Origin of the sequence: Synechococcus sp. 'PEA 65AY6A-5F PE A', assembly GCF_047462575.1 — a bacterium.
Taxonomy (GTDB): Bacteria; Cyanobacteriota; Cyanobacteriia; order Thermostichales; family Thermostichaceae; genus Thermostichus.
Map to the genome: position 1 here is coordinate 1 of NZ_JAOALE010000035.1, position 18,178 is coordinate 18,178.

The window sequence follows — 18,178 nt, forward strand, 5'->3', positions numbered from 1 at the left end:
AGAGGCGCTTTGACAAAGCCTTTGCGACGACCGTGTAAGAATCCCCCGCCTTTAGACGGTGGGAGTGTCAAACTTCAGAGAACGGGTTGGTGGGGGAGCTGACCCTGAGAAAGTTTTGGATAGCAGCAACGGCTTGCCACACTCTTCCCTGGTCTGAGCGGTAACCAGCTTTATTTTTGAGCGACTGATAAACTCCTCTTTTTAGCTCGTAGCACAAGCTGCTGGGAACAAGGCATTGGCATCCTCCATTTGGTGGGAGCGGAAGTGGTGCCTGAAAGCTTCCACACAAGAAGCCAGAATCGTGATCTTGCTTTTTGGCTTGTTCAAAACAGCGGTGTTCAAGATGCGGTTCTGTTTAGCCCCGACTAGCTCCTGCCCTTCCACCAAAAGCAAGAGAAAACCGCTGTAGTTTTCCACAACTAGATACGGCACAACGCCGTTCTGATTGATTTCACTAATCGTTGCTTCCTGAGCTCCATGATCTGGAAGGCGATAGGCAGCCTCTCTCTGTATCCTCTGGAGAAAACAGCGGGAAAATCTGAAAGCCGCCCTACTGAATAGCACCACCAACTTGCAGTGTTGGCAGGTTCAGTTTGAGCATCGATTTCTCCTTTGGGCTTGCTAGCACTATCTCTTCAACTTCCTCCAGAGCTGCAGTGGTTGGCATTAACAACAGAAGCTGGGGAGCCGAGAAGAAGCAATGGCTTGAGCCGCTGCCGAGTAACAAACTGGAGAGACCGCATTTTACAATACATGTTGCGATTAGCCCTCAGCAGGGGGTTCCTGGAAGTGGAAAAAAGCCTTAGCATCTGGCATCGGCTGGCCCGCCGATATGGGCTTAGGCTCTTGAGTGCTGCCGATATAGCCGTCAATGGCTCGCGGCCTTGGGATCTACAAGTCCACGACGAGCGGCTTTACCTGCGCTGCCTGCTCCAGGGATCCCTGGGCTTTGGCGAGGCCTACATGGAGGGCTGGTGGGATTGCGAGGCTATTGACGAGTTGGTTTACCGTCTTCTCACCAGTCAGGCAGCGGAGCAAGTGGGCTGGCCAGTTCGGCTCCTGCTGGCGTTGGACAGTCGCCTAGTTAATCGCCAGCGGGGTAAGGGAGCGTTTGTGGTTGGCCAGCGCCACTACGACCTCGGCAACGACCTCTACGAAGCCATGCTGGATCGCCGCCTGATCTATAGCTGTGCCTACTGGGATGGGGGGGCGCAGACCCTGGACGAGGCCCAGGAAGCCAAGCTGGACCTCATTGCCCGCAAGCTGGATCTGCAGCCCGGCATGCGCGTGCTCGACATTGGCTGCGGTTGGGGCGGCACGGCTCAGTACCTGGCCGAACGCTACGGCGTGCAGGTGGTGGGCATTACCGTCTCCCAAGAACAGGCCAAGCTGGCTAGCGAACGCTGCCAGGGCCTGCCGGTGGAGATTCGGCTGGAAGACTATCGCCAGACGCAGGGAAAGTTTGATCGGATCCTTTCTGTGGGCATGTTTGAGCATGTGGGCTACCGCAACTACCGAACATTTATGCAGGTAGCCCGTCGCCTCCTCAAAGACGATGGCTTGTTTCTTCTCCACACCATCGGCGCCAACGTTGCCTACCAGGGTCGGGATCCGTGGATTGAACGCTACATTTTCCCCAACTCGATGCTGCCCTCGCCTCGTCTGATAACAGCGGCTTTTGAGGGTCTGTTTGTACTGGAAGACTGGCACAACTTTGGGATCAACTACGTGGCCACCCTAAAAGCTTGGCACGCCAATTTTGAGCGGGCATGGCCCCAACTGGCTAGGCGCTACGACGAGCGCTTCCGCCGCATGTGGCGGCTTTACCTGCTAATGAGCGCCGGCAGCTTCAAGGCCCGGGCCAGCCAGCTCTGGCAACTGGTCCTCTCCCCGAGGGGAGTAAAAGGCGGCTATCGCTCGGTGCGGTAGCAAGGTCTGGGATACCCGCCAAGCGCTGGCTGACCTAGGCTGCCCCTGACAGCGTCGGCAGGCTCTGAGGCAGCGTGCTACGATTTTGATTATCATTCTCATTCAGCCAGTGGGTTGATGCCCGAAGCTCTGCGGCAGATTGTGGGTCGCTTTCAAAAGGCCAAAACCCCTCGTCAGAAGTACGAGTTGCTCTTGGCCTATGCCAAGCGCCTGCCCCCTTTCCCCGAGTCGCAGCGGACGGAGGAGAATCTGGTGCGGGGTTGTGCCTCGCGGGTGTGGCTGGCCACCGAGCTAAAAGACGGCAAGGTCTACATCCAAGGGGATGCCGATGCCCAGTTGGTCAAGGGCTTGGTGGCTGTTTTGGCGGAGGGGTTGAGCGGTCTGCGCCCAGAGGAGATCCTGGAGGTTTCCCTAGAGTTTGTGCGGGAGATGGGCCTCAACTTTAGCCTTAGCCCTTCCCGCAGCAATGGCCTGGTGAGCATGTTTTCGCTGCTGCAGCAGCGGGCCTTGGCTTTTCAGAAGTCAGGCGCTTCCGGCTCTGCTGTCTCTGTCGTCTTGTGAGGTACTAAGGCTCATGGCTGATAAAGCTAACTCTCTGCGTTCGGCTCGACCTGTGCGGTCACTGGTCTCGCTGGTGGCCGCCCTCTCGGTCGGGATCCTGGGCGGCTTGCAGATGCGCCAAGAAGAGTCCCAGGCCCAGCAGGGATCCACCCCCCCGAAGGTGGTGACCACGATCCTGCCGATAACGCAATTTACCCGCGCGGTGGCCGGGGAGCGGGCCGAGGTGACGCCTCTCATTCCGCCCCAGATGGGACCCCACGACTTTCAGGCTCGACCGGAAGAGGCGCGTCTGCTGGCCCAGGCGGATGTGCTGGTGATCAATGGGTTGGGAATGGAGACCTTCCTGGAGGGATTGATTGCCAATGCTGGGAATCCGAAGCTGCGCATCATTGATAGCAGCCAAGGGATCCCGACCTTGCGGACTGAGGAGCCAGAACATGGGCACTCCCACAGCCATGGGCATGGGCATTCTCACGGTCATGGGCACTCTCATGGGCACAGCCACGGCGAGTTAAACCCCCACATCTGGCTGGATCCGCAGCGGGCCATCCGGCAGGTGGAAAACATCCGCGACGGTCTCATGGCTGCAGATCCCGAGGGGGCAGAGATTTACCGCACCAACGCGGCTGCCTTTATCGAGAAGCTCAAGGCTTTGGACGAGGAAATTGAGCGGCGCCTAGCCCCCTTTGCAGGGAAAAAGTTTGTGGTCTTCCACAACTTTGCCCCCTACTTTGCCGAGCGTTACAACCTCAAGGCCGAGTTCTTGGTGGAGATCCCGGAAGCCAATCCCTCTCCGGAAGATGTGCGGCGGGTCATGGAGACGGTACGGCAGTCGGGCTTAAAGACCATCCTAGTGGAGCCTCAAGTGGGCAAAGACAACCCCTTTGAGGTCTTAGCCCGAGACCTGGGGGTACAGGTCCGCGTTTTCGATCCCATCGAAACGGCTGGCCCAGAGGGTCTGGAGCCGGAGTACTACCTAACCGTCATGCGGCAAAACGTGGAGAACCTGGTCTCCGCCTTTGAGAAGGAAAAGGCCTGGGTTCCCCTGCAGTTGCCCGTGGTGGGCCAAGCTGCCCTCGAACACCTGCTGGCGAGGGGGCGATGACCTCCCACTTGGGCGAAGTTGTCCTTTGGGTGGAGGGGCTGACGGTCTATCGGGGATCCCAGTTGGCTGTGCAGAATGTGTCGTTTGCGCTGGAGGCGGGATCCCATACGGCCATTGTCGGCCCCAATGGTGCCGGCAAGAGCACCCTCGTGCAGGCCATCTTGGGGATCCTGCCCCGCCAGTGCGGCTCGGTTTGGATCCTGGGAGAGCCGCTGCGCCTGTCGGGGTACTTGCCCCAGAAAGTGCGGCAGCAGCTTGCCTACGTGCCCCAGCGGTTGCACTTCAACCCCGCCATCCCCCTGACCGTGGCCGAGTTTGTCGCCCTGGGCTGGGGATCCCTCAGACCCCGCTGGCCCTGGCAGCAGCAAGCTGCTCGGCAGGAAGCCGTCCAGAAAGCCCTGCAACGGGCCGAGGCTCTACACCTGGCCTCTAAACTCCTGGGTCAACTCAGCGGCGGCGAGCTGAAACGGGTGTTGCTGGCCTATTGTCTAGTTTGGCCGCGGCGGCTCCTAGTGCTGGACGAGGCCCCCGCTGGCCTGGATAGCCCCAGTGAAGGGGAGTTCTATCGGCTGTTGGAAGAGCTGCGCCGATCCCTGGGCTGGGCCATTTTGCAGGTCTCCCACGACCTGGAGATGGTCTCTCGCCACTGCGACCGCGTGTTGTGCCTCAACCGCTCCCTGATCTGCCAGGGATCCCCCAGCGTGACGCTGTTGCCCGAGGTGTTGAGTCAGGTCTATGGGCCGGAGTTTGCCCGCTACATCCACCATCACTGAGGAGAAAAAATGCCGGAGACCTGGGCGCGGGTGGCCGAGTTGCTGCAGTTGCCCTTCATGCAGCGGGCCCTGCTGGGCGGGATCCTGACAGGGGTAACGGGGGGGCTGCTGGGCAGTTTTGCCATCTTTCGGCAGTTGGCGTTTTTTAGCGATGCCCTGGGGCATTCGGCGCTCTTGGGTATTGTCCTGGGAGTGGTTCTGGGACTGAATCCTACGGCGGTGCTGATGGTGTTTGGGGTGGTGTTTGCCCTGGGGGTGACTTTTATTCTGGAACGCACCCAGCTTTCGGCAGATGCGGTGCTGAACATCATCTACTCTTCCTCCCTGGCCCTGGCCATCATCGGCCTCAGCCTGATCCCCGGCTACCGCGGCAACCTCAACCAACTGCTCCTCGGGGACATCCTGGGCATCAGCCCGCCGGCCCTCTGGATGAGCGGCCTGCTCCTGCTGCTGGCCCTGGGGTACATTGGGCTGACTTTGACTGCCCAGATGTTGCTGACCCTGGATGAGTCGTTGGCGCGGGCGCGGGGGGTGGAAGTGGGCTGGCAGCGGCTGGCCTTTGTGGTGTTGCTGGCCCTGGTGGTGGCCCTGTCGATCCGCTCGGTGGGGGTGCTGCTGGTAAGCGCCTTTGTGGTCATCCCCGCTTCGACGGCGCGGCTTTTGGGATCCCGCTTTACAACCTATGTGTTGCTGGCCATGGGTTTCGGGGGCTTGAGCGCGGTGCTGGGGATCCTCCTCTCGGCCGCCTTCAACCTGCCCTCCGGCCCCAGCATCGTGGCCACCCAGTTGCTGTTTTTTCTCCTGGCTATGGCGGCCAAGGGGGCGTCGCAACTGCTGCGGCTTTAGCCAGGTGCGGGGATCTCCTCACGAACCTGGCCAAACAGGCGGCGGTAGCTCTCTGGAAAGACCTGGCCCATCAGGGTGGGCTGCTCGTAGACCCGCTTGAGGGTGTTGAGATCCCGCTTGGTAATGGTGGGCACCCGCAGCAGGCGGCGATTGCCGGTAGCCTCCGCGTGGTGGCCGCCGTACATCAGATCCCGCGGGTTGGGACTATGGCCCCACAGCCCTAGCCCATGGCCAATCTCGTGCCGGGCCACTGCCGTAACTTCTGCCAGCCCCTGGCCTTCGGCGATGACAATGCGCACCCGCTGCTGCAGCGAGCCATCGGCGGCAAAGAAAAACTCTGGGCGCGCTGCCCCCGCTATCCCGTCGCCAATGCCAGGAACGCGATAAATGCTCATCCCGTAGAGGGCCTCTTCCTCTTTGGCCACCACCCGCATCGGGATATAAGCAGACCACTCCTTCACCGCCTGCTCCACAAAGGTTTTCCACTGGGGGTGATCCCCCTGGATGTAGACGGGGACGGGATAGAAGGCCCACTGGGCATAAGCTCCGCCCGGCAGCAGCGGCTCGATTTCTTCGAAGTAGTCTCCCGCCGATTTGTCGTAGGTGTAGCGGGCTAGGCCGGGGGGCAACTTGAGGCGAACCGGCTGCGGCAGCTCTTCCAGCGACCTCTGCGCCTGGGCCAGGGATCCCACCCCTCCTACCGCCAGAGCCAGGAGCATTGCGCAGGCAATAACCCCAAGCTGAAGGACGTGACGCCGCCGCCAGGCCATACCTTGGTTTTCTCCCTTCCTGATTAAAGGCTATTGGCTGGGGAAGCCAACGTCGAGGGCAGGCGAGGGATCCCCTGTCCTAGAAGCGGCAAATTGGCTACACTGAAAGTCTGCCGTCCATAGCTTGGCCAAAGGTTTCCCATGCAGCTTCGTCTTGGCGAGCCCCCTCTAACGCAGGCAGAATGTGCCCTGGTCTACTGCTTTGCCCCCAGCGGCGAAAACGCCACCTTCTCGCTGCCTGCCGAAATTGCTTCCTTGGACGAGAAAGTGTGGTCGGGGTTGGTGGCGGAAGCAGCTCAAGAACAGAAGTTCCAGGGCAAGCCCAACAGCAGCCTCGCCCTGCGCCTGCCGGGGCCTATCCGCAAGCTGGTGCTGGTGGGGCTGGGGGATCCCGCCGCGCTGACCCTGGAAGCGCTGCGACGGGCTACTGCCAACGGCCTGCGCCAGGCCCACAGCCTCAAGGCCAAGCAGGTGGTGCTGTCCTTGCCAGACACTGGGCTGGATCAGGTGCGGGCGGTGCAGGCGGTGGCCGAAGCCAGCCTCCTGGTGGCCCACCAGGACAACCGCTTCAAATCTCCCCCTAAGCCCGAGGAAGAGCGCGGCTTCTCCGTTGAAGAAGTTACCCTCCTGGTGCCGGGGCTGGCCCAGGCCCGCCAGGACTATGAGAATGCCCTGCAACGGGCCACCGAGATGGCCGCCGGGACGATCCTGGCCCGCGAGCTGGTGGCCGCCCCTGCCAACGTCGTCACGCCTCCTGCCCTGGCCGAAACTGCCCGGCAACTGGCCCAAGACTACGGCCTAGAGGTGGAGATCCTGGGGCGGGAAGAGTGCCAAGCCCTGGGGATGGGGGCCTTCCTCGGCGTGGCCCAAGCCTCGGATCTGCCGCCCCAGTTTATCCACCTCACCTACAAGCCCAAGGAAGGGGATCCCGTCGCCAAGCTGGCTCTGGTGGGCAAAGGTCTCACTTTCGATTCCGGCGGCCTCAACATCAAAACCGACTCCCGCAGCATTGCCATGATGAAAACCGACATGGGCGGAGCGGCAGCCGTCTTGGGAGCTGCGCGGGCCCTAGCCGCCCTCAAGCCGCAGGTAGAGGTGCACTTTATCGTCGCTGCCACCGAAAACATGATCAGCGGTCGGGCCCTCCACCCCGGTGACATCCTCACCGCTTCCAACGGCAAGACCATTGAGGTCAACAACACCGATGCCGAGGGCCGTCTTACCCTGGCCGATGCCCTAGTGTTTGCCGAAAAGCTGGGGGTGGACGCCATTGTTGACCTAGCGACCTTGACCGGCGCCTGCGTCATTGCCCTAGGAGAAGAGATTGCTGGCCTCTTCACCCCCGACGAGAAGCTGGCCCAGGAGCTGCAGCAGGCAGCCAACCTCTCGGGCGAAAAGATCTGGCGCTTACCCCTGGAAGAGAGCTATTTCGAGGGCCTTAGCTCCACCGTAGCCGACATGAAAAACACTGGCCCCCGCTCTGGCGGCTCCATCACTGCCGCCCTCTTCCTTAAGCAGTTTGTGGAGAAAACCCCCTGGGCCCACTTAGACATAGCTGGTCCCGTCTGGGCCGAAAAAGACTCGGGCTACACCAACAAAGGCGCTACTGGCTACGGCGTGCGCACCCTCGTGGAATGGGTCTTGGCACGGGAGATGGCAGCCGCCTCCTCTTAGCCTCGCTGCCTGCTGTTGTCTGCTGGTTCCAAAGTCCTGCGCAAGTGTTGGGGGGTGGCGCGGCAGCGGCACAGAGTGCCTGGGAATTGCCTGCAGCTTACAGGGCTGTCTAAGCTTGCAGCTCCTTTCCTTGAGCTGTCTTGAGCAGCATAGGAATGCTCACAGCTTGACCCATCTGCCTCACTTTTACTTGGGTCAAGGGTTAAAAGTTACACTAGCTAGACCAGAAGTCGCTGGCGGCGCGCCATTGCTCAAGAGAGTAACTGGAGGGTTGTCGTACTGCACTGGTGGTGCAGGCAGGGGCGGAGCTTGCTCGACCGATACAGAAACTACGCAGGAGGCGCCTGCGGCTAGGCTTCCGCCCGCGAGAGAAATCGTGGTCGTACCACCAAGTGCTGTCAGCGTGCCACCGCAGGTGTTTGAGGTAACTGCTGGAGTCGTAATTCGTAACCCTGGAGCCGGAGTGCTGGGCAAAATGTCGATGAAACTGAGGCCGGTTATGGGAACAGTTGCAGTGTTCGTAATTGTGAAGACAACAGTTACGACGTTGCCGTTTGTAGTCGAGTTAGGAACAAACTGCTTAGTAAACCCTGGAGGAGTAGCTAGGATCACGAAGAGATCGACAGGTGCGCTTGGAACAGGAGGAGCCTGGTTACTGGTCAGAGTTACGGCAGGGTTAGTATAGGTACCTGTGCCTGCAGCAACAACCTGAACAGTAACTGTACAAGTTGCGTTGGCAGCCAGTGTTCCATTGCTTAGAGTGATTAGGGCCGCGCCTGAAGTCGGAGCAAATGATCCACCACAGGTATTGGTGAAGTTGGGCGGAGTGGCAACAACTAACCCTGCAGGCAGGTTGTCTGCAAAGTTGAGGCCAGTCAGTTGGATGCCAGAGTTGTTGGTGATTGTGAAGCTTAGGGTTACGGGAGCGTTTGGTGAGGTTGTGGAAGGACTGAAGCTCTTAGTAAACGTCGGGGCAGCCAAGGGGCCTGGAGGCAGGCCAACGATGCTGGGAGAGGGATTGGGAGTGGGCAGGGGCGGGATCGTCGGCGCCGACACAGGAGGGGGCACAAGAGGGCTGGGTTGACCTGGGGGAACAGATCCAATCGGAGGAGTGGATGGCAGCCCTACCCCCGTTCCTCCGGGTTCCGTATTTGGGTTTTGCACAGGGATGATTGGCCCTGGCAGCGAGCTGATTGGATTCCCCTCTTTAGTTTGTTGACAAGCTGTTAGCAAGCCCAAGCACAAGCAAGCCAAAACCCCAGCTACTTTTCCCGTTTTCATTCCCTCATCCTCCTGCCATTCAACTCTCTCGTGGCACAGATACAAACAGCTTTGCTCAGCTCTAGCTTAGGTGGCTTGGGCGCGCGCTTCCAGCCTCAGAGCTTGACCAAATGAATCTCGAATGACCACGATTACCAAAACCCTTTCTCCCGCAGCAACGTTGGTGTTGTAGGCGGCTAGATCCGCCGGGAAGGTGAAGCCGTTGGTAAGCGTGATCCCGTTGATTCGGTCGTCGTAGCTATTGCCTCTGCCTATCAGCGTATTTCTAAACTGCTCAATTGCCGTCGGCAAAAAGATACCGGTAATATCTGTGCCGCGACTGATGTTAAAAAACTGAACCTCTACGCTCCTGATCACTCCTGGAGCAAATAAGCCGCGCAAGGTGATAGTTACAAAGGCGGATCCCACTGGCGGAATGTTAGGAAGGCCTTGCGGCTGGAACAGCAAAAGATTAAACTCCCCAGACAGACTAGGCGGATCCGGAAGGTCGGGTTGAACCGGCGGTGGGGTGATGGGGGCGAAATCCGGACCAGGGCGGAAGGTGATAGGCGTGAGATTGGGGGCAATCGTGGGGGCAACGGCCACAGGAGGAGGCGTGGCACCGCTAGAAGCCAGTAGAGGCGGCACCCCGCTGGTGGTCTCGCTACTGCAGCCGGTAATTAGCACAACCGAAGCACAGGTTGCCCAAAGAGAGAGGCCGCCACGGCCAAGGGCTGAGCCAAAACGTCGTCTCATCGAAAAATCTCCACTCACTCACACCACAGCAAACGTCTTAGGCAGCGTCCAGCGGGGATCCACCGAGCTTGCTCAAGTCTTATGCATCTGCACAATTTCAAGGGGGATGCCTGCTGTTAGTTCTACTGCATCCTAGAGCGTTGTCAAGCGAGCGGCAGAGCAAATGCAAGAAATTGTTCTGGAAATGGCCTATCCCCTAGATATGGGGTATCATAGCCTCGAGCAGGGGCGGCCAGCTTACCTGTAGCGTTAGGGGTTGGGTGCCTTCTCCCCATTTTGTGTGGATTTGCCCAGATTTAAGGTGTGTGAGGAAGTGCCGTATGAACTTCAAAGGTCGCTCGTTGGCGGTTTTGTGTGGAGTCTTGCTGCTAGGCGGCTGCGGCGAGGTTAATGAGTCCCCGACCTTGCCTGGGCCCGTCCAGGTGGATCCCACGGCGTTTGTCTCGGCCCAGGAGTATCGCTTTACCCCCGGCTCGGTGCTGGAGACCACCAGTCTACGGCTGGACTTTATCAACCCTAGGTTTGGGGGCGGGGTCTCTATTCCTGTTCGGTCATCGCCAAATCAAGGAAGCGGTGAAGCTCGGCTGCAAGGCATAGAAGCCATAATTGCACCCACTGACGACAACCGCATCGCCATTCGCATTGCCGAACGGGTTCCACCACTTGAGGTTGTGGCTTTTGCTCCAAACAACGCAAGGCTGAGCACTCGCGTGGATCTTTCAACGGAAAATGGTCTCGCGTTGATTTCTAGTGGAGTCGGAGACCGTCGCCTCAGGGTTAATACGGCATTCTCGGGTGAGATAGTGACCACGCAGCTAAGAGAAAGAGTCTCAGCTACGGAGACAATATTACTACCTGACGGAACCCTAGCAGTAACTGAGCGTAAAGAAGAAGTAGAGGAGCCTACCAGAATAGGTAGAATAACTCTTCAAGTTAAGAGGATTCTGGTCAGCAGATCTGGAAACCAAGTAGTTCTTGAGGGTCAGGCTTTCCTGACTGCAAGAGTCCCAGGTGTTCTCAATGAGGTGACAGGCGAGTTCTTCGGTTCCTCAGACCTTCGCCAAAGCAATGTTGATGTGATTTTGCAACAGGGATCCTTCTCCGCCAGCTTTGTGGTGCGGCAGCGAGGTGTTGCGGGCGATGGCACTCCCGAGGACGCCTTGGCTCTCTATGCCCGCCTGAACTTCCGGCCCAACCAGGCGGAGATTGTCTATCGTCCTGCCCAGGTGGGTACGCAGTCGGTGCTGTTTGCTCCGGATCCGACTCGACCGAACATCTTGCCCAATCAGTTGGTGCGTATCCGCCGCCTACTGAACGGTCGTGTTCAAGCGGAGTTTGATCGGGCCAACGTCAGCACAGTCCTCAACTTTGTGCAGGTCAGCCCGCCGCCGCGACCTTTCCCCACCCCGATCCCGCAGTTGCCCGTCCCTGAGCGTCCCGGTGCCCCTACCGCGTTTGACTACTTCTTCTCCTTGCGCACCGAGCGCTCCACAGGTACGTTGCCTGGATCCCCTGTGGAGGGAACTAATCTCAGTCCTGTTATCCTTCAGGGCATTGTCCCCACCACGGGAGATTTTGTCTTCCGCACCTTAGCTGGGGCACAACTGGCCGGGCCGTTTAATAGGGCAGATATTGGCGGTTCTCTGCTGCGAGGCAACTTGAATTTGGTTTTCGATCCAACCACCTCTGGCTCGAATATCTCTGGGCAATTCTTTATTGAGCAAGAGTTCCCCACTGACAACCAAGTTATAGGCCCGAACCCACCAACTGGCGACGGAAATACGGGTACTCCTGATGCAGGGGGAGTTATTCTCATTATTCGTGGATTCTTTGAGGGCACGCAGGTGCGGCTGTAGCCTCAGCAGCCTGTCTTGAAATATCCAAGCCCAGCCCTCAGAGCTGGGCTTTTTTGCCGGATTAGGGAGCCCTTCGTCTATCTGCTCAAAAAACTTGAGCCAAACTCTATTCTTGGCTACTCATCCTCCTGGAAGCGCGCAATCGCAAAATCGGGCTCCGGCTCATGGTTGGGGATCCTGGTCGTGCACAGGGGCCTGCTCTTGCACAAGGCCCATCAACAGTCGATACAGGCGGCTCCCCGTTTTCTGAACTGAAACCCTGTCCTTTAGCTCTAGTCGGGCAGCCCCTTAATCCACCTGAGACAGAGACTCAACCAGCCGGTGAAACTCCTCGTGCAGCCAAGTCATGGACTTAGCGACAGCGCCCTTCTCGCTTGACCGAGGAGCAAAAAAAGGGATCCCCCCGCGGGATCCCTTAGTTGCTTAGCCACTCGATTTCGCTAGCCAGATAGGGAGGCTGTCGAGGCGATAACAAAGGCCGCGTAGGTCAGCACGTAACCCACCGTGAAGTGAGCCAGGCCCACCAGACGACCTTGAACAATCGACAGAGCTACCGGCTTGTCCTTCCAGCGGATCAAGTTGGCCAAGGGGGTGCGCTCGTGCGCCCACACCAGCGTCTCGATCAGCTCTTGCCAGTAGCCGCGCCAGGAGATGAGGAACATGAACCCTGTCGCCCAGACCAGGTGGCCAAACAGGAACATCCAGGCCCAAACCGCCAGGTTATTCATCCCGTAAGGGTTGTAGCCGTTGATCAACTGGGCAGAGTTGGCCCAGAGGTAGTCCCGCAGCCAGCCCATCAGGTAGGTGGAGTTCTCGTTGAACTGGGCGGTGTTGCCGCTCCAGATCCCCAGGTGCTTCCAGTGCCAGTAGAAGGTCACCCAGCCGATGGTGTTCAGCATCCAGAACATGGCCAGGTAGAAGGCATCCCAGGCGGAGATGTCGCAGGTGCCGCCCCGCCCCGGCCCGTCGCAGGGGAAGCTGTAGCCGAAGTCTTTTTTGTCCGGCATCAGCTTGGAGCCACGGGCATCCAACGCCCCTTTGACCAGGATCAACGTGGTGGTGTGCAGGCCCAGGGCAATGGCGTGGTGCACCAGGAAGTCGCCGGGGCCAATGGGCAGGAAGAGGAACCCATTGGGATCGTTGATGGCTTGCAGCCAGCCAGGCAGCCACACGTTGCCGTAGTTGGGCCAAGCCGTAGAGGCGATGCTATCCGGGTTGGACAACAACACGTCCATGCCGTAGATCATCTTGCCGTGGGAGGCTTGTATGAACTGGGCAAACACCGGCTCAATCAGGATCTGCTTCTCCGGCGTGCCGAAGGCCTGCATGACGTCGTTGTGGACGTACAGCCCCAGCGTGTGGAAGCCCAAGAACAGCGACACCCAGCTCAGGTGGGAGATAATCGCTTCCTTGTGATCCAGCACCCGCGCCAGCACGTTGTTCTTGTTGGCCTCAGGATCGTAGTCCCGCACCAGGAAGATGGCCCCGTGGGCAAAGGCCCCCACCATCAAGAAGCCAGCGATGTACTGGTGATGGGTGTAGAGAGCCGCCTCCGTGGTGTGATCCATCGACATGAACACGTAGGGGTTGAGGGCGTACATGTGCTGCGCCACCAGCGAGGTCACCACTCCCAAGCAGGCCAGCGCCAACGCCAACTGGAAGTGCAGGGAGTTGTTGACCGTGTCGTAGAGACCTTTGTGGCCTTCTCCCAGCAGGCCCCCGAAGGGAGTGCCCTTGGGGGGGTTGTGGGCGCCAAGGATCTCCCGGATGCTGTGGCCAATGCCCCAGTTGGTGCGGTACATGTGGCCGGCCACGATGAAGATCACGGCAATGGCCAGGTGGTGGTGGGCCATGTCCGTCAGCCACAGGGACTGGGTGTTGGGGTTGAAGCCGCCCAAGAAGGTGAGGATGGCCGTGCCCGCCCCTTCTGCCGTGCCCCAGACATGGTTGGCCGTATCCGGGTTCTGGGCATAGACCCCCCAGTTTAGGGTAAAGAAGGGCTTTAGGCCCGCCGGATGGGGCAGCGTGGTGAGGAAGTTGTCCCAGCCCACGTGCTGTCCGCGCGACTCGGGGATGGCCACGTGCACCAGGTGGCCTGCCCAGGCCAAGGAGCTGACACCAAACAGGCCGGCCAGGTGGTGGTTGAGGCGGGCTTCGGCGTTCTTAAACCAGCTCAGGCTGGGGCGGAAGCGGGGCTGCAGGTGCAGCCAGCCGGCAAACAAGAACACCGCCGCCAACAACAACAGGCCGATGGCGCCGGCGTAGAGATCGCCGTTGGTGCGCAGGCCGATGGTGTTGAACCAGTAGTAGAGGCCGGAGTAAGCCGCGTTGACAGGGCCGCCGCCTCCAGGTTGGGTAAAGGCCTCCACCGCCGCCTTGCCGAACTGGGGATCCCAGATGGCGTGGGCGATGGGGGTAACCCCCGTGGGGTTGGCCACCCATTGTTCATAGTTGCCTTGCCAGGCGATGTGAAAGACGTTGCCAGAAGCCCACAGGAAGATGATCGCCAGATGGCCGAAGTGGGTGGCAAACAGCTTTTGGTAAAGCCGCTCCTCCGTCATGCCATCGTGGGTCTCGAAGTCGTGGGCGGTGGCAATGCCGTACCACAGACGCCGAGTGGTGGGATCGCTGGCCAGGTCTTGGCTGAATTGGGGAAAACGAGTTGCAGTAGTTGCCATGGTTTTCTCTTCCTCCTTGCCTTAGCCGAGTGCGGCAAACCGTGCCAGGAAGAACGCCCACGTGGTGACGATCCCGCCCAGCAGGTAGTGGGCCACACCGACCGCCCGACCCTGGATGATGCTCAGGGCGCGGGGTTGGATGGCCGGAGCGACTTTCAGTTTGTTATGGGCCCAGACGATGGACTCAATGAGCTCCTGCCAGTAGCCACGGCCGCTGAACAGGAACATCAAGCTGAAGGCCCAGACGAAGTGGGCACCCAGGAAGAGCAACCCATAGGCCGACAGCTCCGAGCCGTAGGAGTTGATCACCTGCACCGATTGCGCCCACAGGAAGTCCCGCAGCCAGCCGTTGATGTTGATGGCGCTGGTTGCGAAGTTGCCGCCCGTGATGTGCTCGATCGTGCCATCGGGGTTGACGGTGCCCCAGATGTCGCTCTGCATCTTCCAGCTGAAGTGGAAGATCACAATCGAGATGGCGTTGTACATCCAGAACAGCCCCAGGAACACGTGATCCCAGCCGGAGACCTGGCAGGTGCCGCCGCGGCCCGGGCCATCGCAGGGGAAGCGGAAGCCCAGCTTGGCCTTATCGGGGATCAGGCGGGAAGAGCGGGCAAACAGCACCCCCTTGAGCAGGATCAGCACGGTGATGTGGATGGTCATGGCGTGGATGTGGTGCACCATGAAGTCCGCCGTGCCCAACACCATCGGCATCATCGACACCTTGCCGCCCACAGCCACCACGTCGCCGCCGAAGATGGGGCTGACCGAAGCGCCCACATAGGGAGCGGTGCTGGCGATGGCCTTAGTGTGCAGGGATTGAATCCACTGGGCAAAGATGGGCTGCAGTTGGATGCCGGTGTCCGAGAACATGTCCTGCGGACGGCCCAGCGCCTGCATCGTGTCGTTGTGGACGTAGAAGCCGAAGGCGTGGAAGCCCAGGAACAGGCACACCCAGTTCAGGTGGCTGATGATGGCGTCGCGGTGGCGGATCACCCGATCCAAGACGTTGTTGCGGTTCACCGCCGGGTCATAGTCGCGAACCATGTAGATGGCCCCGTGGGCAGCGCCGCCAACGATGAAGATGCCGCCTATCCACATGTGGTGGGTAAAGAGGGAGATCTGGGTGGCGTAGTCGATGCCCATGTAGGGGTAGGGGTTCATGGCGTACATGTGCTGCGCCACGATGATGCTCAGGGATCCCACCATGGCCAAGTTAATGGCCAGTTGGGCGTGCCAGGAGCTGGTCAGCACTTCGTAGAGACCCTTGTGGCCCTCGCCCGTGTAGGGGCCCTTGTGGGCTTCCAGGATCTCTTTGATGGAGTGGCCGATGCCCCAGTTGGTGCGGTACATGTGGCCAGCCACGATAAAGAGCACGGCGATGGCCAGGTGGTGGTGGGCCTGATCCGTCAGCCAGAGGGCGCCCGTTTGCGGATCCAGGCCACCCTTGAAGGTGAGGAACTCCGCGTACTTGCCCCAGTCCAAGGTAAAGAAAGGTACCACCCCGCTGAAGAAGCCCCAATCCACGCTGGGGAACATCTCCTTCATCAGGGCCGGCTTGAGGATGAACTCGTGGGGCAGAGGGATCTGAGCCGCCGGCACGCCGGCATCCAACATCTTGTTGATGGGAATGGCCACGTGGATTTGGTGACCAGCCCAGGCCAGCGCACCTAGCCCCAGCAGGCCGGCCAGGTGGTGGTTGAGCATCGACTCCACGTTTTGGAACCACTCCAGCTTGGGAGCCCGCTTGTGGTAGTGGAACCAGCCGGCGAACAGGCAGAGGCCAGCCATCACCAGACCGCCGATAGCGGTGCAGAGGAGTTGAAACTCATTGGTGATGCCGGCAGCTCGCCAGAGGTGGAATAGACCCGACGTGATGCGGATCCCTTCAAAGCCGCCGCCCACATCGCCGTTGAGGATCTCCTGGCCGAAGATGGGCCAGACCACTTGGGCGCTGGGCTTGATGTTAATCGGATCCGCCAGCCAAGCAGAATAGTTGGAGAACTGAGCTCCGTGGTAGTACATGCCGCTCAGCCAGACAAAGACCACCGCCAGGTGGCCGAAGTGAGCGGAGAAGATCTTCCGAGAGACGTCTTCTAAGTCGCTGGTGTGACTGTCGAAGTCATGAGCAAGAGCATGGAGGTTCCAGATCCAGGTCGTGGTCTTGGGCCCACGCGCCAGGCTGCGATCGAAGTGCCCCGGCTTGGCCCACTTCTCAAATGAGGTGGGGACCGGATCGATATCCACCGAAACCTTGACCTTTGGCTCTCGCTCCTTTGGCGTAGTTGTCATCAAGAACTCCTCTCTTGCGACAAGGAACGAAGCGCTCCCGCCTGTCTGCAGCCGTGAAGCTCGGGGATCTCTCCCAAGGCGGGATTTACCTGGCATTATAGGTCAGCCTTTGTAACCCCCCCGTCGCTTCACAATAATTAAACCAGGGATCCCTTGCCCTATCGGAGTTAGGGTTGCTTGGCAATCGTTTCTCCAATAAAGATGTAAATATATGTAACGAACTTTCACCAACCCAAGCTGTGCCCACGAAAGGTTGGAACTGGGCAACAGGCAGCGCGGCGGGGCGGCGCCTAGCTCTAGGGGTGGCAACCCGAGCAAAGCCGCAAATGGCCGGGAAGGGATCCCTATATCTAGTTGAGCACTGAGGTTTGTCTGCTAAACTGTGGGCAATTTGCTGGCAGGTTCGGGCGATGGCCACTTCCACCTGCACCTTTTTGCACCTGGCCGATGTGCATCTGGGCTACGACCGCTACAACAGCCCGGAGCGGAGCAAAGATTTCTTTTTGGCCTTTCGGGATGTGGTGCGCCGCCATGCCATCCAGAACCCGGTGGATTTTGTCCTCATTGCCGGGGATCTGTTTGAGCACCGGCAAATTCAGCCCGGTGTCCTCAACCAAGCCCAGATTGTCTTGCGGGAGCTGAAGCAGGCCGGGATCCCCGTCTTGGCCATTGAGGGCAACCACGACAGCCGCCCCTACGGTGTCAAGACCAGTTGGCTGCGCTACCTGGCCGATCACGGCGACCTGATCCTGCTGGAGCCGGAAGCAGGCGAGGAGGGTTTAGAGCTGCGCCCCTGGTCAGGTGGGCGGGGGGGCTATCTGGATCTGCCCTGTGGGGTGCGGGTGATCGGATCCCAGTGGTATGGGTCGGCGGCCCCCAAGTCGATTGAGCAGTTGGCGGCGGCCATTCGCCGGTTGCCCCCTGGCCCTGAGCGGGTGGTGCTCATGTTCCACCACGGCCTGGAAGGCCAAATTGCTCGCTACCAGGGCGCCTTGCGCTACCGGGATCTGCTGCCTTTGCGGGAGGCAGGGGTGGGCTATTTAGCCTTGGGACATATCCACAAAAGCTATACAGAAGAAGGCTGGATCTTCAATCCGGGATCCCTGGAGGCTAACAGTACTGCCGAGTGGGACTTTCCGCGGGGAGCCTACCGCGTCCGCTGGGGAGAGGGCCCGCCTCAGGCTGAGCTGGTGCAGGACTACTACCGGCGGCCTCACCGACGGATCTCTCTTGAGGCCAAGGGCCGGGAAACGCCCGAAGAGATTGCTGCAGCCGCAATTGCCTTGGCCAAGGGATCCGACCTTCCCGAAGGTGGGCCAGCGCCAATGGTGGAGTTTCGGCTGGCGGGGCAGGTGGGCTTTGCCAAGCACGAGTTGGATAGCCGCGCCCTGCAGCAGCAGATTCAGCAGCTTACCGGTGCCCTGCTGGTTCTCTTCCGCTTCGAAGCCACTACTTTGGAGATCGGGTCGGCTGCTCTTTCCCTCGAAGAAGAAGGGCGCAGGCTGCAAATTGAAGAGAAAATCTACAGGGATCTGCTGAGCAGCCATGCCCACTACCGCAAGCGCAGCGAAGAGCTGGCACGGTTACTCTTAGATCTCAAAGAGAAAATCTTAGATGAGCAAGGCGAAGCGGAAGTGTACGCTCACCTGAGCGGCGCCTTTCTGGGGGAAGAAGACTGACC

General features: G+C 59.7%; 13 protein-coding genes and 1 pseudogene. 8 read left to right on the top strand and 6 right to left on the bottom strand.

Features of this window, described 5'->3' with window-relative positions; genetic code table 11:
• Positions 1-67: 67 nt before the first annotated feature.
• A pseudogene (locus GG26_RS11055) lies at positions 68-567 on the bottom strand (ARPP-1 family domain-containing protein).
• Positions 568-753: 186 nt separating this feature from the next.
• Between GG26_RS11055 and cfa the strand changes: the two are divergent.
• The 5 genes from cfa to GG26_RS11080 all read left to right on the top strand — a co-directional run bounded on the left by cfa (position 754) and on the right by GG26_RS11080 (position 5,214).
• Positions 754-1,929 carry a cyclopropane fatty acyl phospholipid synthase gene (gene cfa / locus GG26_RS11060; RefSeq protein WP_414390578.1) on the top strand — a complete coding sequence of 392 codons (1,176 nt, stop codon included), beginning with the start codon at positions 754-756 and terminating at the stop codon, positions 1,927-1,929.
• A gap of 117 nt (positions 1,930-2,046) precedes the next feature.
• Positions 2,047-2,490: a SufE family protein gene (locus tag GG26_RS11065; RefSeq protein WP_414390579.1), complete on the top strand. Its 444-nt coding sequence runs from the start codon at positions 2,047-2,049 to the stop codon at positions 2,488-2,490.
• 52 nt (positions 2,491-2,542) lie between these two features.
• A complete protein-coding gene (locus GG26_RS11070) occupies positions 2,543-3,595 on the top strand; it encodes a metal ABC transporter solute-binding protein, Zn/Mn family (RefSeq protein WP_414390582.1) in 1,053 nt (350 codons plus the stop codon).
• A complete protein-coding gene (locus GG26_RS11075; RefSeq protein ID WP_414390584.1) occupies positions 3,592-4,368 on the top strand; it encodes a metal ABC transporter ATP-binding protein in 777 nt (258 codons plus the stop codon). Before GG26_RS11070 ends, GG26_RS11075 begins: the two co-directional genes overlap by 4 nt.
• Before the next feature lie 9 nt (positions 4,369-4,377).
• The gene (locus tag GG26_RS11080; protein ID WP_414390587.1) at positions 4,378-5,214 is read left to right on the top strand and encodes a metal ABC transporter permease; all 837 of its coding nucleotides are present in this window, start codon (positions 4,378-4,380) and stop codon (positions 5,212-5,214) included.
• Here GG26_RS11080 and GG26_RS11085 read toward each other — a convergent pair.
• Positions 5,211-5,984 (bottom strand): hypothetical protein, encoded by a 774-nt coding sequence (locus tag GG26_RS11085; RefSeq protein WP_099887331.1) that lies wholly within the window; start codon positions 5,982-5,984, stop codon positions 5,211-5,213. The two genes, GG26_RS11080 and GG26_RS11085, sit on opposite strands and share 4 nt — an antisense overlap.
• A 141-nt stretch (positions 5,985-6,125) precedes the next feature.
• Here GG26_RS11085 and GG26_RS11090 point away from each other — a divergent pair, with 141 nt between their 5' ends.
• Complete coding sequence (locus tag GG26_RS11090; RefSeq protein WP_011431320.1) at positions 6,126-7,658, top strand: leucyl aminopeptidase; 1,533 nt, start codon at positions 6,126-6,128, stop codon at positions 7,656-7,658.
• A 195-nt stretch (positions 7,659-7,853) separates the two neighbouring features.
• Here GG26_RS11090 and GG26_RS11095 read toward each other — a convergent pair whose 3' ends face one another.
• The gene (locus GG26_RS11095; RefSeq protein ID WP_414390591.1) at positions 7,854-8,939 is read right to left on the bottom strand and encodes a hypothetical protein; all 1,086 of its coding nucleotides are present in this window, start codon (positions 8,937-8,939) and stop codon (positions 7,854-7,856) included.
• 66 nt (positions 8,940-9,005) lie between these two features.
• A complete protein-coding gene (locus tag GG26_RS11100) occupies positions 9,006-9,674 on the bottom strand; it encodes a hypothetical protein (protein WP_414390594.1) in 669 nt (222 codons plus the stop codon).
• 1,025 nt (positions 9,675-10,699) lie between these two features.
• On the opposite strand from GG26_RS11100, the gene GG26_RS11105 reads away from it, so the two are divergent.
• Entirely contained in the window at positions 10,700-11,530 is an 831-nt protein-coding gene (locus GG26_RS11105) for a hypothetical protein (RefSeq protein ID WP_414390596.1), read from the top strand.
• Positions 11,531-11,970: 440 nt separating this feature from the next.
• Here the strand turns inward: GG26_RS11105 and psaB are convergent, their stop codons facing one another.
• The gene (gene psaB, locus GG26_RS11110) at positions 11,971-14,208 is read right to left on the bottom strand and encodes a photosystem I core protein PsaB (protein ID WP_414390599.1); all 2,238 of its coding nucleotides are present in this window, start codon (positions 14,206-14,208) and stop codon (positions 11,971-11,973) included.
• Positions 14,209-14,229: 21 nt separating this feature from the next.
• On the bottom strand, positions 14,230-16,497 hold the full coding sequence (gene psaA, locus GG26_RS11115; protein ID WP_414390601.1) for a photosystem I core protein PsaA: 2,268 nt from the start codon (positions 16,495-16,497) through the stop codon (positions 14,230-14,232).
• A 410-nt stretch (positions 16,498-16,907) separates the two neighbouring features.
• Between psaA and GG26_RS11120 the strand changes: the two genes are divergently transcribed.
• A complete protein-coding gene (locus tag GG26_RS11120; protein WP_011431313.1) occupies positions 16,908-18,176 on the top strand; it encodes a metallophosphoesterase family protein in 1,269 nt (422 codons plus the stop codon).
• Positions 18,177-18,178 lie beyond the last annotated feature (2 nt).

Bases quoted from the DNA above. Each gene is read 5' to 3' on its own strand.
- cfa (WP_414390578.1), top strand. From the start codon at position 754: ATGTTGCGATTAGCCCTCAGCAGGGGGTTCCTGGAAGTGGAAAAAAGC.
- GG26_RS11065 (WP_414390579.1), top strand. From the start codon at position 2,047: ATGCCCGAAGCTCTGCGGCAGATTGTGGGTCGCTTTCAAAAGGCCAAA.
- GG26_RS11075 (WP_414390584.1), top strand. From the start codon at position 3,592: ATGACCTCCCACTTGGGCGAAGTTGTCCTTTGGGTGGAGGGGCTGACG.
- GG26_RS11080 (WP_414390587.1), top strand. From the start codon at position 4,378: ATGCCGGAGACCTGGGCGCGGGTGGCCGAGTTGCTGCAGTTGCCCTTC.
- GG26_RS11085 (WP_099887331.1), bottom strand. From the start codon at position 5,984: ATGGCCTGGCGGCGGCGTCACGTCCTTCAGCTTGGGGTTATTGCCTGC.
- GG26_RS11090 (WP_011431320.1), top strand. From the start codon at position 6,126: ATGCAGCTTCGTCTTGGCGAGCCCCCTCTAACGCAGGCAGAATGTGCC.
- GG26_RS11095 (WP_414390591.1), bottom strand. From the start codon at position 8,939: ATGAAAACGGGAAAAGTAGCTGGGGTTTTGGCTTGCTTGTGCTTGGGC.
- GG26_RS11100 (WP_414390594.1), bottom strand. From the start codon at position 9,674: ATGAGACGACGTTTTGGCTCAGCCCTTGGCCGTGGCGGCCTCTCTCTT.
- psaB (WP_414390599.1), bottom strand. From the start codon at position 14,208: ATGGCAACTACTGCAACTCGTTTTCCCCAATTCAGCCAAGACCTGGCC.
- psaA (WP_414390601.1), bottom strand. From the start codon at position 16,497: ATGACAACTACGCCAAAGGAGCGAGAGCCAAAGGTCAAGGTTTCGGTG.
- GG26_RS11120 (WP_011431313.1), top strand. From the start codon at position 16,908: ATGGCCACTTCCACCTGCACCTTTTTGCACCTGGCCGATGTGCATCTG.